Here is a 22,549-nt window from a genome sequence, read left to right as displayed (position 1 = left end):
TACGATTGAGTTTGCCAATGCTCAACAGCATAGCACTTGCTATATCATCCCCTTGACCGCCCTTTACCTGCCGCGCATGTCCACCGATACCCCTGCGTCTGTCCGTTTGCCCGCCGCGTCCACTGGTGGGCTGGGAGGTCACCACGCCAGCGTGGCCGTCCCTGGCGGTGGCCGCTGGTGGTTCCGGCTGCTGGCGTTCTTGGGGCCGGGCTACATGGTGTCGGTGGGGTACATGGACCCGGGCAACTGGGCCACCGACCTGGCCGGCGGTTCGCAGTTCGGCTACCTGCTGCTGTCGGTGATCCTGCTGTCGAACATCATGGCCATCGTGCTGCAGGGCCTGTCGGCGCGGCTGGGGATTGCCACCGGCCTGGACCTGGCGCAGGCCTGCCGGGCGCGCTACCCGCGCGGCGTGAATCTGGCCTTGTGGGGACTGTGCGAGCTGGCGATCATCGCCTGCGATCTGGCCGAAGTGATCGGCACGGCGATTGCGTTGAAGCTGCTGTTCGGCATCCCGCTGACGCTGGGCGCGATCATCACCGCAGTGGATGTGGTGCTGGTGCTGCTGTTGATGCACAGGGGCTTCCGTGCGCTGGAAGCATTCGTGATGGCCTTGCTGCTGATCATCTTCGTGTGTTTCGGCATCCAGATCGCGCTGGCGGCCCCGCCGATTGCGGCGGTGCTGGGCGGCTTCATTCCGCACGCGCGCGTGGTCACCGACCCGCAGGCGCTGTACCTGGCGATCGGCATCATCGGGGCGACCGTAATGCCGCATAACTTGTACCTGCATTCCTCGATCGTGCAGACACGTGCGTACCCGCGTACCGATGACGGACGGCGCTCGGCACTGCGCTGGGCGGTCACCGACAGCACGGTGGCGCTGATGTTCGCATTGTTCATCAATGCCTCGATCCTGATCCTGGCCGCAGCGGTGTTTCATGCGCAAGGCCGCACCGACGTGCAGGAGATCGAACAGGCGCACGCGCTGCTGGCGCCGATGCTGGGCGTAGGCCTGGCCTCGACCCTGTTCGCAGTCGCCCTGCTCGCCTCTGGCGTCAACTCCACCGTGACCGCGACGTTGGCCGGGCAGATCGTGATGGAAGGCTTCCTGCAACTGCGGCTGCCGCCATGGCTGCGCCGGTTGCTGACCCGCGGCATCGCCATCGTGCCGGTGGTGGTGGTGACCTGGTTGTACGGCGAAGCCGGCACCGCGCGGCTGCTGGTGCTGAGCCAGGTGGTGCTGTCGATGCAACTGCCGTTTGCGGTGATCCCGCTGGTGCGCTTCGTCGCCGACCGCCAACTGATGGGCGCGCTGGTGGCGCCGGCGTGGCTGGTGCGCGTGGCCTGGCTGATTGCTGCAGTGATCGTGGCCTTGAACGGCAAGCTGCTGTGGGCCACCGCGCTGCACTGAGCGTCGCGTGCAGAGTGCGCTCTTCGACATCGCATTCGTGCGCTCCGCGCGCGTGCGCACGACGCAGCCCATCGATTGATCGCCGGGCAGAAGCGGCCCGCTCGCACTCCTGCGCGCTGACGGGCAGACCCTGCCACGTGCAGTGAGCGACGCGCTCACGCCTACAAGCATCCAGGTAGCAGAGCGCACGCAGATGCAATCTGCAACGGCCCTGCAAGCGGTCTACTGCGCAGATGCACCGGCACGTCCGTGACTGCGCCGCACCCAATGGCGTGGGCACGCGCCGCATGGGATGCACTGCGCCATGCGACCGCCGGGCTGCATGCCCTCGCCCACAGGAGTTTCTATGGATCCGTTCGAGGCGCACCCGGCCGATGCCGGACGCCGCAGCTTTCTCATCTCCGGCACGGCAGCCATGGCAGCGTTGTCGCTGCCCACGTTTGCCATGGCCGCGACGCCCACTCGTCCCGCGTCTGCCACCCCACCCCACTCGTCCACTCACGGAGTCAACCCGATGTCCAATTTCGTCAAACGCCCCGACGGGGCCGCCATTTTTTACAAGGACTGGGGCAAGGGCCAGCCGGTCGTGTTTGCACACGGTTGGCCACTCAGCGGCGATGCCTGGGACGCGCAGATGCTGTTCATGGGGCAGCACGGCTACCGCGTCATCGCACATGACCGCCGCAGCCATGGCCGTTCCAGCCAGACCTGGGACGGCAACAACATGGACACCTACGCCGACGACCTGGCCGCCGTGATCGACGCGCTGGACCTGAAGGATGCCATCCTGGTTGGCCATTCCACCGGCGGTGGCGAAGTGGCGCACTACGTGGGCCGTCATGGCAGCAAGCGCGTGGCCAAGGTGGTGCTGGTCGGCGCGGTGCCGCCGCAGATGGTCAAGAGCCCGACCAATCCCGGCGGCCTGCCGATGAGCGTGTTCGACGGCATCCGCGACGGCGTGGCCAAGGACCGCTCGCAGTTCTACCAGGACCTGGCCACGCCGTTCTTTGGTGCCAACCGCGATGGCAACAAGGTTACCCAGGGCATGCGCGACTCGTTCTGGCTGCAGGGGATGCTGGGCGGCCACAAGGGGCAGTACGACTGCATCAGGGAATTTTCCGAGGTCGACTACACCGCCGACCTGAAGAGGATCGATGTGCCGGCACTGGTGGTGCATGGCGACGACGACCAGATCGTTCCGATCGATGCATCGGCCAAGCTGTCGGCCAAGATCATCAAGAATGCCGAGCTGAAGATCTATGCGGGCGCGCCGCATGGCCTGACCCTCACCCACGCCGATCAGTTCAACAAGGATCTGCTGGCGTTCGCCAAGGCCTGATCGCTGCTGTCACGCGCACGACAAGGGCCGGCTCGTGAGAGCCGGCCCTTTCTGCGTTGACGATGCTGATGCTGGATCCGGGAAGGGCTGAATCAACGGTGCGAGCAGTCTTCAGCTGGGTGTGTGCGGCACTGCTGTCTGCATCAACAGCATCCAGGTGCAGCGCTGCCTTATTGCAGCAACCAGTCGGCCAGCAGGAACCCGCCGCTCATTGCCACCACCAGCAGCGCACCGGTCAGGCGTGGCGGTGCCGGCAACGGCAGATCGAGTAGACGACAGCCAACGCCAATCGCCAGTGCAAGCAGCACCCCGAGCAATGCCAGGCTCATGCGTCGCCCTGCCCAGCACTGCGGCCGCTGGGTCCGCCGCAATGCGTCAGATGACGTGCGGCACGCCGGGCCAGGAACCGGTCGGCCACTGCATAGCCGCATGTCATGGCCAGCACCAGCAGCGCGCCGACGAAGGCCGTCGGTGCTGGCGATGGAATGCCGGCGGCACGGCAACCGACGCCGATGGCCACGCCCAGCACGACACCGCCGATGAACTTCCAGTTCACGGCCATCAGATATCCGAATGCGCATGCGGCGGCACTGCCGCACCGCCGCCGCCGATGAAGTGGCGCACCACCGGCGCGCGTTCGCCCTGATGCAGGGCACGGATCTGTTCCTGCAGCTGGCGGTCATCGCCGGTGACGCGCTCGTGCTGTCGCAGGTGTTCCAACCACGAGGCGACGATGAAGTACTCGAGTTGCACTCCGGGCGTTGCCGCATCCTCGGCAATACCCCAGACCACCGCGCCATCGCGACGTCGCGCGTTGCCCAGCTGCGTCATCAGCTGCAGAAACGTGAGGCGCGCATCGGCGGCGATGCGGTATTCCACCGTCACCAGCACCGGGCCGCGATCGTGTTCCACCGCGTCCGATTGCGCCGGTGCGGGCCAGTGCCCGCCGGGTGCGAGGTCCAGCTGTTCGGTGCCGGCAATGCGCGCCCGCTTGACCAGCAGCGCGGCGATGACTGCGCCGGCGGCGGCGATCTGCAAGGCAACCGCGATCGAGGTGCGCTGCGCCAGCGCGCCCCATAGCAGCGAGCCGGCCGCCATGCCTGCCGAAAACACCACGATGTACAACGACAGTGCGCGCGCGCGCACCCAGGCAGGCACTGCGGTCTGCGCGGCGATCTGCAACGACGACAACACGCTGATCCAGGCCAGGCCATTGACCACCATCACCACGCACAACACGCCGAGCTGACGCGACAGCGACAGCCCCAGCAACGAGGCCGCGCACACCACGGTGGCGACCAACACCAGCAGGTCGCGGTCGTAGCGCGCGCGCAGGCGCGGCAGCAGCAGCGCACCGCTGATCGCGCCAATGCCGATGCAGCCCAACAGGATGCCGTAACTGCCGGCGCCCAGCTGCATGTCGTGGCGGACCACCAGCGGCAGCAAGGCCGTCAATGCGCTGGCAAACAGGAAGAACCCGGCGGCCTTGATCAGCACCGCCTGCAGGCGCCCTGCGCGTGCGGCGTAGCGCAGGCCCGCACGCAGGCCCGCGCCGAAACTCTCCGGCGGCAACGCCGAAGCATCCGCCTCGCGGCGCCAGCGCCACAGCACCAGCAACATCAGGCCGAAGGTCACCCCGTTGAGCAGAAACGCCCACGGCGGCCCGAACTGCGCCACGATCAGCCCACCGATCGCCGGGCCGATCGAACGCGCGATGTTCATGCCGATCGAATTGAGCGCCACCACCGAGGCCAGCATCGGGCGCGGCACCAGTTCCGACACAATCGCCGCCTGTGCCGGCATGGCCATCGCCGCCCCCATGCCCATCGCAAAGGTCAGTGCCACCAGAACCCAGGGAGTCAGCAGGTGCAGATGCGCGAGCACCGCCAGCGCGCCGGCCACCAACAGCATCCAGCCCTGGGTGAGCATCAGATAACGGCGGCGGTCGACGATGTCGGCCAGGGTGCCGGCGGCCAGGGCAAACAGCACCACCGGCAAGGTGGTGGCCGATTGCACCGCGGCCACCATCAGCGGTGAGCCGGTCTGCTCGGCCATGACCCAGGATGCGGCGACATCGTTGATCCAGGTGCCGATGTTGCTGCCCAGAATCGCGAGCCACAGCGCACGGAAGATCGGCGCACGCAGCGGCGCCCAGGCACCGCCATCGGCAGGTGCGGCAGAAGAAGTCATTGCAGCAAGGCTCCAGGTGACGAAGCAGGACGAATGGCGCAGCGCGGCCACACGCAGCTGTCTGCGCGTGGCCGCGCGGCCGGTGTCAGAACGCGAAGCATGAGCAACCCAATGCGCCCCAGAAACCGCGCAGGTCGTCGCTGGGTGCTGCATGCTGGGCCGCATGTTGGTACGGCCCGTGCGCCTGGCAGCCGTGGCCATGCACGTGCGCGGCGCCGGCCAGTGCACTGGCTCCGCCGCCCACGTGGTAGCCACCAAACCGGTTGACCGGTGACCAGTCCGGCATCGCAGGCGGCAAGCGCGGTGCCAGCGCCGCGAAGTCGCCATCGCCATGCACCACCTGCCCGCCCAAGACGGTGAGCACACTGGTGATGTCGGCAATGGCGGCGTCGTCGACACGAAAATAGTCGTCCGACAACACGATGAAGTCCGCCAGCTGCCCGGCCTCCAGGGTGCCCTTGGTGGACTCGTCGCCGGATAACCAGGCACTGCCCTGGGTCCACAGGCGCAGCGCCTGCTCGCGATCGAGCAAGTTTTCCTCGCCGTACAGGGCCAGCCCGCCGACGGTGCGCCCGGTCACCAGCCACGACAGCGCCACCCACGGGTTGTAGCTGGCCACCCGCGTGGCATCGGTGCCGGCGCCCACCGGAACACCGGTAGCCAGCATGCGCCGCACCGGTGGCGTGTCCCGCGCCGCCTGCACGCCATAGCGCTCCACAAACGCCTCGCCCTGGTAGGCCATGCGGTGTTGCACGGCGATGCCGCCATTCAGCGCGCGGATGCGGTCGATGTTGCGCGGCGTGATGGTTTCGGCGTGATCGATGAACCAGTGCAGGCCATCGAACGGGATGTCGGCATTGACCTTCTCGTACACATCGAGAATGCGCTCGATGCTTTCGTCGTAGGTGGCGTGGATCCGGAACGGCCAGCGTTTTTCGACCAGCAGCCGCACCACCTGCTCCAGCTCGGGCTCCAGCTCCGGCGGCAGCTCCGGCCGTGGGTCGCTGAACAATTCGAAGTCCGCCGCAGAGAACACCAGCATTTCGCCGGCACCGTTGTGACGCAGCAGGTCATCGCCCTTGCGCACCGGTAGCAGCTCGGTCCAGCCACGGAAGTCCTGCACCTCCTTGCCCTTGTTCTGGGTGAACAGGTTGTAGGCGATGCGCACGCTCAACTGGCCGGCCGCATGCAGTTGTTCGATGACCTGGTAGTCCTCCGGATAATTCTGGAAGCCGCCGCCGGCATCGATCACCGAGGTGATGCCCAGGCGATTAAGTTCGCGCATGAAATGGCGGGTGGAATTGGCCTGGTATTCCACCGGCAGGCGCGGGCCCTTGGCGAGGCTTGCGTACAGGATCAGTGCATTGGGCTTGGCCAGCAGCAGACCGGTGGGATTGCCGAGCTTGTCGCGTTCGATACGCCCGCCGGGCGGGTCCTGCGTGTTCTTGTCGTAGCCGCAGGCACGCAAGGCCGCACGATTGAGCAAGGCGCGATCGTACAGATGCAGCAGAAACACCGGTGTATCCGGCGCGATCGCATTGATCTCTTCCAGCGTGGGCAGGCGCTTTTCAACGAACTGATGCGAGGTGAAACCGCCGACCACGCGCACCCACTGCGGCGCCGGAGTGCGATCGACCTGCGCCTTGAGCATGGCCATTGCATTGGCCAGCGAACGCACGCCATCCCAACGCAATTCCAGGTTGTAGTTGAGCCCGCCGCGAATCAGATGGGTATGGCTGTCGTTGAGGCCGGGCAGCAGGCGCCGTCCCTGTGCATCGATGATGCGGGCGCCTTCAGCCATGGCCATGATCTGCGCATCGTCGCCAACCGCGAGGATGCGCCCAGCGCTGACGGCAACTGCGGTGGCACTGGGCCGACGCGGATCGAGCGTGGTGATGCGCGCATTGCGAACGACGAGATCGGCCATGCCAGGCGTCCTTGAAGCGGAGGAAGCACCGGGCAACACGCCCAGCGCAAGACCGGCCGCGGCGCCCTGCATCAGCAGGCGCCGCCCGGCATCGTGATCGCCCGGCACGCGGCTCATGCTGCACCACGCCGGCGCAGCCCATGCAGCGACCACGGACCAGCGCCGGCGGCGACCAGCGCCAGCAACACCAGCAGCCACATCGACGGATATTCCATGCCGCCATGTATCCAGAACCAGCCTTTCGGCATCGCCACCCGCACGGTGGTGGCGATGAATAGCGCCGCCAACGCGGCACTCGCACGGGTCCAGGCCCCGACCAGCACCGCCAGCCCACACAGCGTCTGCACCAACGCCAGCACCAACGGCAACGGGGTGGTGGACGGAAGCCCGAACTGCTGCAGCTCTGCTGCAAAACCACCCAGCCCGGGTCCACCAAGCCACCCGAGCAATTTGCCCAGCCCGTGCGGCAGCAGGAAGCCGCCGCCGGCAATGCGCAGCATCAACAATGCCGCAGCACTACCGGCCTCACTGCGTGGCATAGGTGCGTTCAATGCCCGCCTTCCTGGGCGCCGAACATGCTCTTGGCGTACTGGATGCCGATGCCGTAACCGCCCGCGTGTGCGCGTGCGATGCCGGTGGTGAGCTCGTAGGTGTCGCCACGCGCCCAATCGCGCTGCAACTCCAGCAGGTACTGCACGCTGGTGATCGGCGCGGCGCCGGCCTGCACCATGCGGGTGACGGCGCGTTCGTGCGCTTCGTCGCTGACATCGCCGCAGGCGTCGGTGATGACGTAGACCTCGAAGCCCTGCTCGATGGCCGACAGGGCCGGGCCGACGATGCACACGCTGGTCCAAAGCCCGGCAATCACCAGGCGCCGCCTGCCGATGGCATTGACGCGGTCGATCACCCCCTGGTCTTCCCAGGCATTCATGCTGGTGCGATCGAACACCGGCTCACCCGGAAAGATGTCCGGCAACTCCGGAAACAGCGGGCCGGAGAACGACTTTTCCGCCACGGTGGTCAGGATCACCGGCACCTTGAAGCCCTTGGCACCCTTGCCAATCAGCGACACGTTGTTGCGCAGTGCCGAGATGTCGATGGTGTGGGTGGCAAAGGCCATTTGCGATTGGTGGTCGATCAGGATCAAGGTGTGATCGCCGGGCGACAGCAGGGCGTTACCGGGGACGGCGGTGGCAGTGGTCATGCGTGTTGCTCCTGGGAGGTGGAAAAGGAATGACCGGTGTGCCGATGTGCACGCGGTGCGGGTATTGCCAGACAGCCATCGACTGCAACCTGCGCGGCAAAACGCGCCGGCGTGCAGCCGGTGGCGTTGCGGAAGCTGCGCACGAAATGGCTTTGATCGAAGAAGCACAGATCGGTGGCGATCTGGCTGATGGTGTGGCGGCCTTCGCGCAACATGGCCTGCGCACATTCGAGCCGACGACGGCGCAGGTACTCCATCGGGCTGGCGCCGATGGCGTCGCGAAACACCCGTGCGAAATGGAAACGGCTCATGCAGGCAGCGCCGGCCAGTTGGGCCACGCCGATCGGCTCGTATAGGTGCGTCTCGATGTAGTGCAGCGCTCTTGCCACCGCACGTGTGCGTGGTGCATGCGGCGACAGCGTGGCAGCGGCATGCAGATCGGGGCGATCTGTGGCAATCAGACGTGCCATGCGGCGTCTCCGGCGGGGAATGCCGCCATGGTGCGGCGAGCCCCCGCATCGCCCCACCCCTGATGGTGAGGCCGATCGCTCACTCTTTCGGGGGAGCGGCATGCCGCCCTAACGATGCAGCGGCGTGTTGGTCATCACAGCACTGCGCCGTGCGCGCTGGCGCCACACGTCGCTGCGCCGTCTTTGCCCAAGTTGCGGTGTGAGGCTGCCCTGCAGACAGCGGCGCAGGTGAGCACGGGCGGCAGAGCGAACGCCACTGCCACAGCCGTGCGATGCAAGGCCAACGATCCTCTGCAGACCAGCGTTGGCACGCCGCGGACTGCGAGCGCGCCAGCGCGCAGTGCGTGATGCATGCGCGCTGCGTGCAGGTAGGCGTGACTGCGCGTCATTCCGTGCGTACCCGATTTGGCGCCGGACGTCCCTCCCCCGAAAGAGGTGGTGGTGCTTCCCCCGATCTCGCCCGACAATGCCGCGATGCCGCATGCCCCCGTCATCCGATCACGCCTGCTGTTTCGCCTGTGCGCAGCGGTGCTCGTCGTCGTGTGCAGTGGCTTGCCGTGGTGCGCGCTCGCCGCACGTGGCGACATCGTCGCGACCCGAGCCGGACTGCTGCAGTTCCACCACACCGCCTGGAGCACCGAGCGCGGTGCGCCGGCCGACATCTGGGACATCCAGCAGGCCGACGCCGGCCCGCTGTGGCTGGCCACCGGCTTCGGCCTGTTCCAGTTCGATGGCGAGCGCTTCACGCGGCAGGCGCCGCCGGATGGCGAGGCCTATGCATCGCACAACATGACCGCGCTGTCGCTGGCACCGGACGACACCGCGTGGATCGGCTATTTCAACGCCGGCATCGACCGCCTTGCAGACGGTCACCTCACCCACTTCGCCCCAGGCAGGGACGTGCCCGACGGCATGGTGTTCCGGATCGAGCACGATGGCAGCGGGCGCATGTGGGCCGCCATCGATGGCGGTCTGTGCTGGTTCGATGGCCAACGCTGGCGGCGTGCCGGCGCCGATTGGGGATACACGGCCGCGCGCGCCCACTGGCTGCTGCGCGACGTGCGCGGCGTGCTCTGGGTCAGCGACGGCACCCAGATTCTGTCGTTGCGCCCCGGCGCGCGACGCTTCGAACCCAGCGGCCAGCCGGTGGGCCTGTACGTCACCATGGCCGAGAGCCCGGACGGCGCAATCTGGGTCGCCGACCCTTACCGCGGCGTCTTCGCGTTGACCGATTCCAAGGGCCAGGTCCTGCCGGCGAGTGCGCGCGCCCAGCCGCAATTTCCCGGCGTCTTCGCACGGCGCATCCGTTTCATGCGCGATGGCGCGCTGTGGGGCAGCGACTATGCCGCGCACGGCGTGTTCCGCATCGCCCTGCCTGCAGCCCCGGCACCGGTGCTGGAACGCTTCGGTCCGGTGCAAGGGCTGACCTCGGCGACCGCCGGGCCCCTGCTCGAAGATCGCGAAGGCAACCTGTGGGCCGGCACCAATCTGGGCCTGAATCGCTTTCGACACCGCGCATTGCTGCCGCTGGCCGCGTTGCTGCCGGGCCAGCCGATGGCGGTGGCCACCTTTGCGACCGCGCCGGGCGCCTCGCCCGGCCCGCTGCTGGCCAGCCTGCGCGACGACCGCGTGCTCGCGTTGAGCCGCGAGCGCATCGGGCGCCTGCAGCACGGCGCGCCTGCCGCCAGCACCCTGGCAGTGCCCGCAAGCGCCAGAGGCTGGGTGCTCGGCGAACACGCCCTGCTGCGTCTGCAGGCCGGCCATGCGCAGGCGGTGGCGTTGCCGCTCGGCGCGACGCCCGGCGCCGTTCGCGCCTTCATGGTGGACAGCCACGACCAGCCATGGGTCTGCCCGGATGCCGGCGGCCCCCATGTCTTCGATGGCAAGGCATGGATGCCCGTTGCCACGCTGCAGGACACGCCCTGCTCGGTGCTGACCACGACCCGGGACGGCCGCCTGTGGGTGGGCACCGTCAAGGGCGAAGTGCGCGTGCTGCAGGGGCAACAACTCAAACGCTACGCCGCAGTCGATGGCCTGTCGGTGGGGCCGATCACCGCCATCTGGCACGGCCCCACGCTCACCCTGGTCGCCGGCGAGACCGGGCTGGCCGTGCTCGGCGCCGATGGCCGCTTCCATCAGGTGGCCGACCAGAGCGCGCCGCTGCTGCAGGGCATCACCGGCATCGTGCAGGACCGGCACGGCATGCTGTGGTTGAACGGCAACCGTGGCGTGGTGCAGGTAGCGCAACGGGCATTGCTGAGCAGCGTGCGCGCTGGCGTGGTCGGCCCGATGCGGCTGTACGACATCATGGATGGGTTGCCCGGCATCGCCCAGCAGGCCACGCCGGTGCCTACCGCCATCGCCGCCGATGACGGCCTGCTGTGGTTCACCACCAACCAGGGCCTGGCCTGGCTGGACCCGGACCAGACCTACCGCAATCCCACCGCGCCGGATGTCTTCATCACCGAGATCGTCGCCAATGACCGGCCCTACCCGCGCGACGACGGCCTGCGCCTGCCCAAGTGGACCGACCGCCTGCGCATCGGCTATGACGCGGTCAGCCTCACCCGCCCCGAGCGGATGCGCTTTCGCTACCGGCTGGAGGGCGTGGACGCGCGCTGGCAGGACGCCGGCAATCGCAACGAGGCGTTCTATACGAATCTGGCGCCGGGCCGTTACCGCTTCCGCATCGCCGCCGCCAACAACGATGGCGTCTGGAACGCGCGCGGCGACACGCTCGATTTCGTCATCGAGGCGGCCTTCGTGCAGACCTGGCAGTTCCAGGTCTGCGCCGCACTGGCGCTGCTGCTGACCCTTGCCCTGCTGTGGCGCATGCGCACACGCCAAGTGGCCGGACGCCTGCGGGCTCGACTGGAAGAGCGGTACCGCGAACGCGAGCGTATCGCCCGCGAGCTGCACGACACCTTGTTGCAGGGCACGCAAGGATTGATCCTGCGGCTGCATGCCGCCAGCCGCTCGCTGCCCTGGAACGACCCACGCCGGCTGGAACTGGAACAAGCGGTGGATCTGGCCGAGAACGCCCTGATCGAGGGCCGCGACCGCGTCAACGGCCTGCGCGACAGCTACTCGCTGCGCGAGGACCTGGCCGCCGCGCTGCAGCGCTCGCGCAACGCCAGCATGCCCCCGCCCGCGGCCGAGTTGCAGGTCTTGGTGGACGGCCGAGCGGTGGCGCTGCGTCCGCTGGTGGCCGACGAACTGTTCCAGCTGGGCCGCGAGGCACTGGCCAACGCCGACCGGCATGCCGCGGCCACGCGCATCGCGCTGGAACTGCGTTACGGTTCACGTGACTTCACGCTGCGCATCCGCGACGATGGCTGCGGCCTGGACCCGGACGTGCTTCATGGTCAGGCGCGCACCGGGCACTGGGGGCTGACCGGCATGCAGGAACGCGCGCAGCGTATCGGCGCCAAGATGCAGTTGTGGTCGCGTCCGGGCAGCGGCACCGAGATCCAGATCGTGCTACCCGCCCGTACCGCTTACGCACGGCCGCCGCGCTGGTGGTGGCCCTTTGGACACGCACGCTCCATGGAGAGCTTCAATGGCTGAGACGGTCAAACCAACCGACCTGCTGGTGGTGGACGATCATCCGTTGCTGCGCGATGGCCTGAGCGCCATGCTTGCCGCCGAATGCGACATGCGCGTGGTGGGCGAGGCCGAAGACGGCGAACAGGCGGTGGCCTGCTACACCCGCCTGCGCCCGGACGTGGTGTTGATGGACCTGCAGATGCCGCGCGTGGATGGCGTGGAAGCCATCCAGCGCATCCGCCGCGTCGACCCGTCTGCGAAGGTCATCGTGCTGACCACCTACACCGGCGATGTGCGTGCGGTGCGCGCCCTGCAGGCAGGCGCCTGCGGCTACCTGCTCAAGAGCGCGTTACGGCGCGAACTGGTCGACACCATCCGCGACGTGCGCCGTGGCCAGCGCCGGCATGTACCGGCGTCGGTGGCCGAAAACATCGCCGCCCACGTGCTCGATGACGCACTGTCCGCCCGCGAGACCGAGGTGCTCAACCTGGTTGCCACCGGCTGCTCCAACAAGCAGATCGGCACTGCGCTGACCATCGCCGAAGAGACGGTCAAGGCGCACATGAAGAACATTCTCGCCAAGCTGGGCGTGCGTGATCGCACCCATGCGGTCACCGTTGCGCTGCGCCGCGGAATCCTGTCGCTGGAAACCTGAGCGACACCGGTGCCCGGCTCACATCGATCGAACAGCGGGATCGAACTTCACCCACGACGCTTTGCCTGCAGCCATGCCGACCTGCAGCGCGGCAGCGTGACTGGCGAAAGTACTGATCTGGACTGGTCCGGCAAGCGCGCGCCTCGGGCTGCAGTCGCCCCGGTCCACTCCGCCAACTTGCAACACGGTCGCGCATTCTTGAACGCAAGGCGCACGCCTCGATCGGTGCACCCTGTCAAATGGATCGGCTTGAGCTATCGAATGCACCGCCAGCGGCATGGGGGCCGCTTCAGCATCATGGGTGACAGCCGATAACGGCTACGTCCGACCGCCGCACGACGCCGCGGCGGCCATCGTTTCAATCATTTAAACGCGTTCAGGGGAATTGCAATGCTTCGTCACTCTTTGCGGGTGCGCCTGCTGTTGCCGGTGCTGGCCTTGGTGCTGGTCGTGGTGGTGGCACTGACGGTCATTCTGGCCATTACCGAAGCGAACCGGGTCAAGTTCGAAGCCGGCGACTCGATCGAGCGCCAGTCGGTGTCCTTGCAGACCTTGTTCGCGGTCACCCGCTCGATGATGCTCGACCGTGTCAATTCCTCCATGCGCCAGCTGCGCAAGGAGGCCAATGCGCTGGGCGCACCGAGCGTGGGCAGCGAGATCCGCGTCGCCGATCGCAATGCCAACGACCTGTTGCTGGGCCAGCGCCCGCAGGCCAACGTCTTCACCATGCTGGACGACGTCACCGCCATTCACGAAGGCACCGCCACGCTGTTCTCGCGCACCGGCGACGACTTCGTGCGCATTTCCACCAACGTCAAGAAGGACGACGGCAGCCGCGCCATCGGCACCGTGCTCGATCCCAACGGCCAGGCCGCCGCCAAGCTGCGCAATGGCGAAAGCTTCTATGGCGTGGTCGACATTCTCGGCAACCCGTACGTCACTGGCTACGAGCCGATCTTCGCCGGCAGCGACAAGCGCGTCATCGGCGCCTGGTACGTCGGCTACAAAGCCGACACGCAGGCCCTGGAAAACGTGGTCAGCAGCCGCCGCGTGCTCGACTCCGGCTTCATCGCCGTATTCGACAGCAAGAACACGCTGCGCTTCCAGTCCACCACCGGCGCCACCACCGACACCGCCACCATCGAGCGCATCGTCAAGGACAGCCCAGACGACTGGGTCGTGACCAAGCAGGAAGTGCCCGATTGGGGCTTCACCCTGGTGTCGGCGTATCCCAAGAGCGACGTCAATGGCGTGATCGTGCGCCAGTCGCTGTGGATCGCCGGTATCGGCCTGCTGGTCTGCGCATTGTTGCTCGGCCTGCAGTGGGCGTTGATCTGGAACCGCGTGTTGCGCCCGATCCAGCACTTGACCACCGTGGCCGAAGAACTGAGCCTGGGCAAGTGGAACCACACCATCGCCGAGGTCAATCTCAAGGATGAAATTGGTACCCTGGCGCGTGCCATCTCCCGCTTGTCCAATAGCGTCCGGTTGGCCATGGAGCGGCTCAGCAAACGCTGAGCCGCTGTCACCCATTCCGTACCCGATGCTGCAAGGAAGACGCCATGTCCACTGAATTCCGTCCGCTGATCGATGTCCTGCGCGAGCTCAGGACGTTGGCATTGAAGAAGGCGTCCGGCTTTCTGTTTGTCGTCACCGAAGAAAATCATTCCTGCATCGTTCGCATCAATGCCGGGCAGATCGAAGAAGTGGTCTTCCGCATGCTGCGCAATGACGAAGCCGTGCAACGCCTCACCATGGTCGGTGCGGCGAAGGCCCGCTTTCAGGTCGACCCCGGTGCCGGCATGGGCAAGCCGTCGCTGCTGAGCGAAGACTCCCGCCAGTGGTTGATGGGCGGTTTCGAGCAGGACCTGGGCGGTGCGCCGGCACCAGCCCGTGCACCGGTCGCGCCCGCAGCGGCGCCGGTTGCGCCGGCACCGATCGCAGCGCAGGCCCCTGCCCCGTCAGGCCTTGCACCCTCGGCCACTGGCGGCGCGGGCGCACCGGACGACCAGGTTCGCGATGCGCTGGAAAAGGTCGCATTGAATTATCTCGGCCCGATCGCCGGCATGCTCTGCGACGAAGCCTGGGAAGCCTCCAGCGATATCGAACAGGTCCTCAGCCAGCTCGGCGCCAACCTGGCTACGCCGCAGGAAGCGCAAAAGTTCATGGCCGACGCCCGCGTGGCGCTGGCCAAGGTGCGCTGAGGCAAGCGCTATCGCGTCCGGCAATCTGGGTCCGGGCATCGCTCACGGCGGCTGCGCTAGCAGCAACAAAGCCCCGCGGTTGCAGCACTTGGTCAGCGGGACGCATCAGCCACCTCGGTCTCCACAGCCAGAACAGACGAGCGCCTGGCGCTCGTTTTTTTTGCGCGTCCGCCAGCCTGTGGGCGGACATCGGCACGCGCTGCCGCGTTGCAGCCGCACCGCTCGACCAGCTGCTCGGCGCGCTGTTCGCCGCTGTCGAACGCCCGGTACCCAACAGTCGGATGCACCACGGAAAACACCAAATCGCTTGCGTTCGCCAAATGGTACGGTACTGTACCTCACCAAATACACGATCAAGCCCATGGCAATCTCGCACTCCGACGCCCCGATCCACCGCACGTCCAAGGGTGCCCAGCGCATCCACGACCTCATCGTGGTGGCGTCCGAGCGCTTTCTGGAGCTGGGCTTCGATGCTGTTTCGGTGGACGACCTCATCGCCACGGTTGGTGGCTCGCGACGCAATGTCTATGCGCATTTCGGCGGCAAGGAAGGGCTGTTCAAGGCGGCGATGCTGCATGTGGCCGCAGAGATGGCCAAGCCGCTCGATGCGCTGGTCATCGAAGGGCGCAATCCTGCAGACGTATTGCCTGCACTCGGCCATCGCCTCGTGCGCACTGCGCTGTCGCCGCACACACTGGCCGTGCATCGCATCCTGACCAACGAGGGCAAACGCTTCCCGGATATCGCGCAGGCGATGTTGAATGCCAGCTACCTCAAGATTCAGGACAAGGTGGCCAGGTGGATCGCCACCCAGCAAGGCGATGCCCCCGGCCAGTTCACTGATCGCCTGTCCGCTTACGTGCTGGCCGAGCAGTTCATGAGCATGACCGCCAGCCACGTCAAGTTGCTGGCAATCGTCGGCCTGATCAGCCCGCCACTGCACACGTCGGAAATCGACATCATCGTCGGCAACGCGGTCTGTACCTTGTTGCAGGGCGCAACGGTCGGCCAGCGCACCGTCAAGGCGCAGAGCGGATAACCCGCAGCACCCCGCATCCACCACGCGGCGATGCGGTAACGACCCACTGCCGTGCATTGCATCTCGCGTTTTCGCCTGGTCGGTCGATCTGGCGTGCCTGACCGTGCCTGCCGCTCATCTCACCGGGCGTTGGCCGACGCAACACCTGCACCACCGCCACGATAGCTGCCGCACGCAGCGTCGCCTCGTTCAACTCCATCGGAGCACCTCATGAAAGCTGTCCGTCTCCATCGATTCAATGACCGTCCCGCCACGGAAGACATTGCCGTGCCCGACATCGCGTCGGATCAGGTGCTGCTGCGCGTACACGCCGCTGCACTCAATCCGCTCGACGCGCTGGTGGTCTCCGGCGTTGCCCGGCACTTTTTCGATATCCCCCTGCCCATCACCCTGGGCACCGACTTCGTCGGCGTGATCGAACGCGTCGGTGCTGCAGTGACGCAGTGGCATCCGGGCGACCGTGTGCTGGTCTGGACCGATGCCGGCAGCAGCGGCGCGGTTGCCGAATTCGCCGCCGTCGCGGCCACCGCCTGCGTCGCGCTGCCGCCCGGCCTGTCGGCGGCCGAAGGCGCTGCGATTCCCACCGCCGGCATCACCGCATGGCATGCGTTGTTCTCCGCCGCGCGTCTCAAGGCAGGCGAAACCGTGTTGATCCATGCCGCTGCCGGCGGCGTAGGCAGTTTTGCGGTGCAGTTCGCGCGCAAGGCCGGCGCCCGCGTCATCGCAACGGCCTCCGGTGATGGCCTGGACCTGGTCCGTCACCTGGGCGCCGATGAAGTCATCGACTACACCGCAGAGGATTTCACCGCCATCGCGTCCAACGTGGACGTTGTGCTGGACCTGGTCGGCGGCGACACCCAGACGCAGTCGTATGCGGTGCTACGTGCGGGTGGACGCCTGGTCTCCACGGCCATGCCACCGGACGAGGCAGCCGCCAATGCACACGGCGTGCTGGCCAGCATGTTCTATGCAAAACCCTACGCAGACCGTCTGGATCAGCTGGTGGCATCCATCGTCGCGCAAGGTGTGCGCGTGGTCATCGACAGCACTGCATCCATCGACGCCTTCGACCAGGCCTGGGCGCGCCTGACCTCGCGCAAGGCACGCGGCAAGATCGTTGTCTCGCTCGTCTGACGCGCCCGGATCACCATACGACCAACCCACCCTCTCTTGGCTGCAGCGTCCCTGCGTTGCGATAGCGAACGGCATTGCCGGGTGATGGCTCACTGCGGTCCCGTGAAACCACTGCATGCCTGAGCGACATGCACGACCGCAGCGCGCTTCCCGGTACGCCACGCAATCGCATCGAAGTGAGAGTGGCAAGGTCATGCAGAACGGAGGGCAAGCCGCTGCCGTTCTGCATCACTTGTTTGTCCAAGACACGCGGCCACGTGCAGAGCATCTTGGCCACGACGGCGGCTCACCACTCTGTGCCCTGCTGGCGTGGGTATGCGCGATCCCACGATAGACTGGCAGAGACAGGTGGCGTTTCCGCTCAGAGATGTCGCCTTCGTCGTCGGCTATGAGAGCGCCTCCCAATTCAGCCGCGAATATCTCCGTCAGTTCGGCGCGCCTCCCGCACGCGATGTCCGCGCAGTGCGTCAGGCGATCGGCTCCCCCACCCGGCCCTACTCCGCACCGTGAGTGCTCGCCGCGGCGTCAGCTGAGGCTTGGACCTGCCGGAACCCGTCACGGGACGTGGCCTGATTGCCGGCAAATCGTTATGCATCACCCCGCCCGGAACGTCTGCTGAAAGCCGAAAGCCCGCATAAAGCGGGCTTTCGGTGTGCTGGAGCTAGCGAACGCTGGTCGGGCCAGACGGCCCCTCACTCCCACTCGATCGTCGCCGGCGGCTTGCCGGAGATGTCGTAGACCACGCGCGAGACGCCGCGCAGTTCGTTGATGATGCGGTTGCTCACCGTGCCGAGGAAGTCGTACGGCAGGTGCGCCCAATGCGCGGTCATGAAGTCGATGGTCTCCACTGCGCGCAGCGCGATCACCCATTCGTAGGCACGTGCGTCGCCTACCACGCCGACCGATTTCACCGGCAGGAACACCGCGAATGCCTGACTGGTTTTGTCGTACAGATCGGCCTTGCGCAGTTCGTCGATGAAGATCGCATCGGCCTTGGCCAGCAACTCGGCGTATTCGCGCTTCACTTCGCCAAGGATGCGCACACCCAGGCCCGGACCGGGGAACGGGTGGCGATACACCATCGTGCGCGGCAACCCGAGTTCGACGCCGAGGCGACGCACTTCGTCCTTGAACAATTCGCGCAGCGGCTCGACCAGGCCCAGCTTCATGTGCTCGGGCAGGCCACCGACATTGTGATGGCTCTTGATCACGTGCGCCTTGCCGGTCTTGCTGCCGGCCGACTCGATGACGTCCGGGTAGATCGTGCCCTGCGCCAGCCACTTGGCATTGGCCAGCTTGTTGGATTCTTCGTCGAAGATCTCCACGAACAGGTTGCCGATGATCTTGCGCTTGGCTTCCGGATCGCTCACGCCCTGCAGCGCGCTGAAATAGCGGTCGGCGGCATTGACGCGGATGACCTTCACGCCCATGTGCTCGGCGAACATCGCCATCACCTGGTCGCCTTCCTGCCAGCGCAACAGGCCGGTGTCGACGAACACGCAAGTCAGCTTGTCGCCGATCGCCTTGTGCAACAGTGCCGCGACCACCGACGAATCCACACCGCCCGACAAGCCCAGGATCACTTCATCCTCGCCCACCTGTTCGCGCACGCGGGCGATCTGGTCGTCGATGATGTTGGCCGCGGTCCACAGCGTCTGGCAGCCGCACACATCCACCACGAAGCGGCGCAGCAGGGTCTGGCCCTGCAAGGTATGCGTCACTTCCGGATGGAACTGCACGCCATACCAGCGCTTGTCTTCGTTGGACATCGCGGCCACCGGGATGCGGTCGGTCACGGCGGTAATGGTGAAACCCGGCGGCACCTGCGAGACGTGGTCGCCGTGGCTCATCCATACATTCAGGCGCGCTGCGCCGGCATGGTCGGTCAGGCCGGAGAACAGCGCATCGGCCGCCACCACGTCCACCTCGGCATGCCCGAATTCGCGTTGATCGGCGGCTTCGGTCGCACCGCCCAACTGCGCGGCCAAGGTCTGCATGCCATAGCAGATGCCGAATACCGGCAAACCGCTGTCGAACACTTGCTGCGGCGCGGCCGGCGCGCCCGGCAGCGTGGTCGATTCCGGCCCACCGGACAGGATGATGCCCTTGGCGCCAAAGCCGGCGATCTCGGACGGATCATGATCCCATGCCCAGATCTCGCAATAGACCCCCAGCTCGCGAATGCGCCGCGCAATCAGCTGCGTGTACTGCGCGCCGAAATCGAGGATGAGGATCTTGTCGCTATGGATGTTGGTCATTGAGAGCCGGGAATCGGGAATCGGGATTGGGGAATCGCAACAGCAAACGTGGCGCCAGCCACCATCGGACGAGGAAGCGGCGGGCTCTTACGATTCCCGATTTCCGATTCCCCATTCCCATATTATCCAGCGCGATAGTTCGGCGGCTCTTTGGTGATCTGCACGTCGTGGACGTGGCTCTCGCGCTGGCCGGCGCCGGTGATCTTGACGAACTTGGGCTTGGTGCGCATCTCTTCGATGGTGGCGCAGCCCACATAGCCCATGGTCGCGCGTAGTCCACCGATGAGCTGATGGATGATGCCGCCGACCGGGCCGCGATACGGCACACGTCCTTCGATGCCTTCGGGGACCAGCTTGTCGGCGTCGGAAGCGTCCTGGAAATAGCGGTCCTTGGAGCCCTTCTCCATCGCACCCAGGCTGCCCATGCCGCGATAGCTCTTGTAGCTGCGGCCCTGGAACAACTCGACCTCGCCCGGCGCCTCTTCGGTGCCTGCCAGCAGGCCACCGACCATCACCGTGGACGCGCCAGCCACCAGCGCCTTGCCGATGTCGCCGGAATAGCGGATGCCGCCATCGGCGATCAGCGGAATCCTGTCCTGCAGCGCTTCGGCCACCATGTCCACCGCGGTGATCTGCGGCACGCCCACACCTGCGACCACACGCGTAGTGCAGATCGAGCCGGGGCCCACGCCGACCTTGACCGCATCGGCACCGGCATCCATCAACGCCAGCGCGGCATCGCCGGTGACGATGTTGCCGCCGATCACCTGCAACTGCGGATAGGTCTTCTTGACCCAGGCCACGCGATCGATCACGCCCTGCGAATGGCCGTGCGCGGTGTCGACGATGACCACGTCCACGCCGGCGGCGGCCAGCAGCTCGATGCGCTGTTCGGTATCGCCGCCCACGCCCACGGCCGCACCCACCAGCAGTCGCGTGGCGCTGTCCTTGGCCGCGTTGGGGTTGTCGGTCTTCTTTTGGATGTCCTTGACCGTGATCAGCCCACGCAGCTCGAAGCTGTCGTTGACCACCAGGATCTTTTCGATGCGGTTGCGATGCAGCAGCTCCAGCACTTCCTCGTCGCTGGCGCCCTCGCGCACGGTGATCAGGCGATCCTTCTTGGTCATGATGTGGCGGACCGGATCGTCCAGCTTCTTTTCGAAGCGCATGTCGCGGCTGGTGACGATGCCGACCAGTTCGCTGCCATCGACCACCGGCACGCCGGAGATGTTGCGCGCACGCGTCAGCGCGATCACCTCGCCGATGGTGGTGTCCGGGCTCACCGTGAACGGCTCGGTGATGACGCCGGACTCGAACTTCTTGACCTTGGCCACTTCGGCCGCCTGCTGCGCAGGGGTCAGGTTCTTGTGGATGATACCGATGCCGCCCAACTGGGCCATGGCCACCGCCAGGCGGTGTTCGGTCACCGTGTCCATCGCGGCCGAAAGAATCGGCAGCTTCAGACGCAGATCGCGGGTCAGCCGGGTTTCCAGGCTGACATCCTTGGGCAGGACGATCGAATGGGCGGGGACGAGCGAGACGTCGTCGTAGGTAAGAGCTTCAGCCTGGATGCGTAGCATCGGCGGACCCGAGTTTGGGGAAGCGCGGCATTTTAACGCATTGGGGCCGGGAGTGGGGAATCGGGAGTCGGGATTGGCAAAGGCGCCGCCTTGCACCGCCATGCCGTTCGTCAGGATGCCGATGGCCTGCCAATCGCGGACGCAATCCGGATCGGCCGACGCATGCGCTTTGCCGTTGCCTTTAACGAATCCCCAATCCCGAATCCCCACTCCCGGCCGCATCAGCGGCCTCGATGGTGTTCTGCATCAGCGTGGCCACCGTCATCGGCCCGACCCCGCCCGGCACCGGAGTGATCCACGCGGCCCGCTGCACGGCGGCGTCGAAGCCGACATCACCCACCAGGCGTCCATCCTCGAGCCGGTTGATGCCGACATCAATCACCACCGCGCCCGGCTTGACCCATTCGCCAGGGATCAGCCCGGGCCGGCCCACCGCCACCACCAGGATGTCGGCATTGCGCACGCTGGCTTCCAGCACGTCGGCCGGAGTGAACTTGTGGCAGCTGGTCACCGTGCAACCGGCAATCAGCAACTCCAGCCCCATCGGGCGGCCTACGTGGTTGCTCACGCCAACGATGGTCGCATTGCGCCCGCGCACGGGCTGATCGGTATGCCCGAGCAGGGTCACGATGCCGCGCGGCGTGCACGGGCGCAGGCCGAATTCGCGCAATGCCAGATGCCCGACGTTCTGCGGATGGAAGCCGTCCACGTCCTTGCGCGGGTCGATCCGCTGGATCAGCCGGTTGGCATCTGGAATGCCCGGCAATGGTAGCTGGATCAGAATGCCGTGGATCTTGGGATCGGCGTTGAGCTCGTCGATCAGTGCCGCCAGCTCTGCTTCGCTGGTGCCCTGCGGCAGGTCGTAGTCGAAGGCCTCGATGCCCACCTTTTCCGCCGCACGCCGCTTGTTGCGCACATACACCGACGAGGCCGGGTCGCCGCCCACCAGCACCACTGCCAGGCCCGGCCGTGTCTTGCCGGCGGCCATGCGCGCATCCACCCGCAACTTCAGGCCGTCGAGCAACTCCTCGGCAATGCGCCGGCCATCGAGAAGGCGGGCCGGAGCGGAAGCAGCTGGCGCGGAAGCGGTCATGGGGCGTCAGGTGTAGAGTCGAAGGCCGTCCATTGTCCCCGATTCCGTCATGAGCGACATCACTCCCATCAGCACCTCGAGCAACGACCCGGCCACCACCGCCATCGAGGCGGCCGCATTTCGTCGGTTGCTGCAGCATCTCAACCAGGATCGCACCGATGTGCAGAACATCGACCTGATGATTCTTGCCGGCTTCTGCCGTAACTGCCTGGGCGACTGGTACCGCGAAGCGGCCGAAGCGCAGGGGCAGCCGATGAGCAAGGACCAGGCCCGTGAGGCGGTCTATGGCATGCCGTTTGCGCAGTGGAAGCAGCAGCATCAAAAAGATGCCACGCCCGAGCAGCTGGAGGCCTTCGCCGCTGCGCAACGCAAGCACGTGTCCTGACATCGCCACGGCACGGGCACAGGCACCCCTGTCGCGCTGCATGCGTGCCGCCGCCCGCAGCATTGAACTGACAGAACCCTGCTAACGGTTCTTGCGGCGCTGCGCAGATCGTGG

At 66.4% G+C, this 22,549-nt stretch carries 19 protein-coding genes; 9 read left to right on the top strand and 10 right to left on the bottom strand.

All coding sequences use genetic code 11. The features are described 5' to 3' along the window. Positions 1–76: 76 nt before the first annotated feature. Together OZ10_RS05325 and OZ10_RS05320 are read left to right on the top strand one after the other, a co-directional pair. Entirely contained in the window at positions 77–1,411 is a 1,335-nt protein-coding gene (locus OZ10_RS05325) for an Nramp family divalent metal transporter (protein ID WP_039564094.1), read from the top strand. Between the two features lie 514 nt (positions 1,412–1,925). Continuing rightward, positions 1,926–2,750 (top strand): alpha/beta fold hydrolase, encoded by an 825-nt coding sequence (locus tag OZ10_RS05320; protein ID WP_039409765.1) that lies wholly within the window; start codon positions 1,926–1,928, stop codon positions 2,748–2,750. Between the two features lie 170 nt (positions 2,751–2,920). On the opposite strand, the gene OZ10_RS05315 is transcribed toward OZ10_RS05320, so the two are convergent. The 7 genes from OZ10_RS05315 to OZ10_RS05285 all read right to left on the bottom strand — a co-directional run bounded on the left by OZ10_RS05315 (position 2,921) and on the right by OZ10_RS05285 (position 8,541). Beyond that, on the bottom strand, positions 2,921–3,079 hold the full coding sequence (locus OZ10_RS05315; RefSeq protein ID WP_039409705.1) for a XapX domain-containing protein: 159 nt from the start codon (positions 3,077–3,079) through the stop codon (positions 2,921–2,923). After that, positions 3,076–3,306 (bottom strand): DUF1427 family protein, encoded by a 231-nt coding sequence (locus OZ10_RS05310; protein ID WP_039409767.1) that lies wholly within the window; start codon positions 3,304–3,306, stop codon positions 3,076–3,078. The genes OZ10_RS05315 and OZ10_RS05310 overlap by 4 nt, the downstream gene beginning before the upstream one ends. Before the next feature lie 5 nt (positions 3,307–3,311). After that, positions 3,312–4,940 (bottom strand): MFS transporter, encoded by a 1,629-nt coding sequence (locus OZ10_RS05305; protein ID WP_039409708.1) that lies wholly within the window; start codon positions 4,938–4,940, stop codon positions 3,312–3,314. An 85-nt stretch (positions 4,941–5,025) separates the two neighbouring features. Continuing rightward, on the bottom strand, positions 5,026–6,867 hold the full coding sequence (locus OZ10_RS05300) for an amidohydrolase (RefSeq protein ID WP_202902983.1): 1,842 nt from the start codon (positions 6,865–6,867) through the stop codon (positions 5,026–5,028). A 113-nt stretch (positions 6,868–6,980) separates the two neighbouring features. Then, the gene (locus tag OZ10_RS05295; protein ID WP_081419321.1) at positions 6,981–7,406 is read right to left on the bottom strand and encodes a DoxX family protein; all 426 of its coding nucleotides are present in this window, start codon (positions 7,404–7,406) and stop codon (positions 6,981–6,983) included. 8 nt (positions 7,407–7,414) lie between these two features. After that, a complete protein-coding gene (locus OZ10_RS05290) occupies positions 7,415–8,071 on the bottom strand; it encodes a hydrolase (RefSeq protein ID WP_039409717.1) in 657 nt (218 codons plus the stop codon). Then, positions 8,068–8,541, bottom strand: a complete 474-nt coding sequence (locus tag OZ10_RS05285) for a helix-turn-helix domain-containing protein (protein WP_039409720.1) — start codon at positions 8,539–8,541, stop codon at positions 8,068–8,070. Before OZ10_RS05285 ends, OZ10_RS05290 begins: the two co-directional genes overlap by 4 nt. A gap of 474 nt (positions 8,542–9,015) precedes the next feature. On the opposite strand from OZ10_RS05285, the gene OZ10_RS05280 reads away from it, so the two are divergent. The 6 genes from OZ10_RS05280 to OZ10_RS05255 all read left to right on the top strand — a co-directional run bounded on the left by OZ10_RS05280 (position 9,016) and on the right by OZ10_RS05255 (position 17,119). Continuing rightward, on the top strand, positions 9,016–12,108 hold the full coding sequence (locus OZ10_RS05280) for a sensor histidine kinase (protein WP_039564081.1): 3,093 nt from the start codon (positions 9,016–9,018) through the stop codon (positions 12,106–12,108). Then, positions 12,101–12,742 carry a response regulator gene (locus tag OZ10_RS05275; protein WP_039409725.1) on the top strand — a complete coding sequence of 214 codons (642 nt, stop codon included), beginning with the start codon at positions 12,101–12,103 and terminating at the stop codon, positions 12,740–12,742. The genes OZ10_RS05280 and OZ10_RS05275 overlap by 8 nt, the downstream gene beginning before the upstream one ends. A 390-nt stretch (positions 12,743–13,132) precedes the next feature. Further along, complete coding sequence (locus OZ10_RS05270) at positions 13,133–14,260, top strand: Cache 3/Cache 2 fusion domain-containing protein (RefSeq protein WP_039409727.1); 1,128 nt, start codon at positions 13,133–13,135, stop codon at positions 14,258–14,260. A 44-nt stretch (positions 14,261–14,304) separates the two neighbouring features. After that, positions 14,305–14,946, top strand: a complete 642-nt coding sequence (locus OZ10_RS05265) for a DUF8082 domain-containing protein (protein WP_039564080.1) — start codon at positions 14,305–14,307, stop codon at positions 14,944–14,946. Positions 14,947–15,307: 361 nt separating this feature from the next. Then, positions 15,308–15,985, top strand: a complete 678-nt coding sequence (locus OZ10_RS05260; RefSeq protein ID WP_039564092.1) for a TetR/AcrR family transcriptional regulator — start codon at positions 15,308–15,310, stop codon at positions 15,983–15,985. A 210-nt stretch (positions 15,986–16,195) separates the two neighbouring features. Beyond that, entirely contained in the window at positions 16,196–17,119 is a 924-nt protein-coding gene (locus OZ10_RS05255; RefSeq protein ID WP_039409733.1) for an NADP-dependent oxidoreductase, read from the top strand. A gap of 692 nt (positions 17,120–17,811) precedes the next feature. On the opposite strand, the gene guaA is transcribed toward OZ10_RS05255, so the two are convergent. The 3 genes from guaA to folD form a co-directional block, all read right to left on the bottom strand. After that, complete coding sequence (gene guaA / locus OZ10_RS05250) at positions 17,812–19,377, bottom strand: glutamine-hydrolyzing GMP synthase (RefSeq protein ID WP_039564078.1); 1,566 nt, start codon at positions 19,375–19,377, stop codon at positions 17,812–17,814. Positions 19,378–19,499: 122 nt separating this feature from the next. Next, positions 19,500–20,957, bottom strand: coding sequence for an IMP dehydrogenase (gene guaB, locus OZ10_RS05245; RefSeq protein ID WP_039409741.1), 1,458 nt, complete (start codon positions 20,955–20,957; stop codon positions 19,500–19,502). A gap of 181 nt (positions 20,958–21,138) precedes the next feature. After that, positions 21,139–22,050 (bottom strand): bifunctional methylenetetrahydrofolate dehydrogenase/methenyltetrahydrofolate cyclohydrolase FolD, encoded by a 912-nt coding sequence (folD, locus tag OZ10_RS05240; RefSeq protein ID WP_039409743.1) that lies wholly within the window; start codon positions 22,048–22,050, stop codon positions 21,139–21,141. A 49-nt stretch (positions 22,051–22,099) separates the two neighbouring features. Here folD and OZ10_RS05235 point away from each other — a divergent pair, with 49 nt between their 5' ends. Then, positions 22,100–22,435 carry a DUF1244 domain-containing protein gene (locus OZ10_RS05235; RefSeq protein WP_039409744.1) on the top strand — a complete coding sequence of 112 codons (336 nt, stop codon included), beginning with the start codon at positions 22,100–22,102 and terminating at the stop codon, positions 22,433–22,435. Positions 22,436–22,549: the final 114 nt, after the last annotated feature.

Origin of the sequence: Xanthomonas cannabis pv. cannabis (assembly GCF_000802365.1) — a bacterium.
In the GTDB taxonomy this organism is placed as follows: domain Bacteria; phylum Pseudomonadota; class Gammaproteobacteria; order Xanthomonadales; family Xanthomonadaceae; genus Xanthomonas; species Xanthomonas cannabis.
The sequence above is the reverse complement of the archived record's forward strand: the minus strand, read 5'-3'. Positions and strand labels throughout refer to the sequence as shown.

Coding starts and splice junctions, on each gene's coding strand:
- OZ10_RS05325 (WP_039564094.1), top strand. CDS start 77: ATGTCCACCGATACCCCTGCGTCTGTCCGTTTGCCCGCCGCGTCCACT.
- OZ10_RS05320 (WP_039409765.1), top strand. CDS start 1,926: ATGTCCAATTTCGTCAAACGCCCCGACGGGGCCGCCATTTTTTACAAG.
- OZ10_RS05315 (WP_039409705.1), bottom strand. CDS start 3,079: ATGAGCCTGGCATTGCTCGGGGTGCTGCTTGCACTGGCGATTGGCGTT.
- OZ10_RS05305 (WP_039409708.1), bottom strand. CDS start 4,940: ATGACTTCTTCTGCCGCACCTGCCGATGGCGGTGCCTGGGCGCCGCTG.
- OZ10_RS05300 (WP_202902983.1), bottom strand. CDS start 6,867: ATGGCCGATCTCGTCGTTCGCAATGCGCGCATCACCACGCTCGATCCG.
- OZ10_RS05295 (WP_081419321.1), bottom strand. CDS start 7,406: ATGCCACGCAGTGAGGCCGGTAGTGCTGCGGCATTGTTGATGCTGCGC.
- OZ10_RS05290 (WP_039409717.1), bottom strand. CDS start 8,071: ATGACCACTGCCACCGCCGTCCCCGGTAACGCCCTGCTGTCGCCCGGC.
- OZ10_RS05285 (WP_039409720.1), bottom strand. CDS start 8,541: ATGGCACGTCTGATTGCCACAGATCGCCCCGATCTGCATGCCGCTGCC.
- OZ10_RS05280 (WP_039564081.1), top strand. CDS start 9,016: ATGCCGCATGCCCCCGTCATCCGATCACGCCTGCTGTTTCGCCTGTGC.
- OZ10_RS05275 (WP_039409725.1), top strand. CDS start 12,101: ATGGCTGAGACGGTCAAACCAACCGACCTGCTGGTGGTGGACGATCAT.
- OZ10_RS05270 (WP_039409727.1), top strand. CDS start 13,133: ATGCTTCGTCACTCTTTGCGGGTGCGCCTGCTGTTGCCGGTGCTGGCC.
- OZ10_RS05265 (WP_039564080.1), top strand. CDS start 14,305: ATGTCCACTGAATTCCGTCCGCTGATCGATGTCCTGCGCGAGCTCAGG.
- OZ10_RS05260 (WP_039564092.1), top strand. CDS start 15,308: ATGGCAATCTCGCACTCCGACGCCCCGATCCACCGCACGTCCAAGGGT.
- OZ10_RS05255 (WP_039409733.1), top strand. CDS start 16,196: ATGAAAGCTGTCCGTCTCCATCGATTCAATGACCGTCCCGCCACGGAA.
- guaA (WP_039564078.1), bottom strand. CDS start 19,377: ATGACCAACATCCATAGCGACAAGATCCTCATCCTCGATTTCGGCGCG.
- guaB (WP_039409741.1), bottom strand. CDS start 20,957: ATGCTACGCATCCAGGCTGAAGCTCTTACCTACGACGACGTCTCGCTC.
- folD (WP_039409743.1), bottom strand. CDS start 22,050: ATGACCGCTTCCGCGCCAGCTGCTTCCGCTCCGGCCCGCCTTCTCGAT.
- OZ10_RS05235 (WP_039409744.1), top strand. CDS start 22,100: ATGAGCGACATCACTCCCATCAGCACCTCGAGCAACGACCCGGCCACC.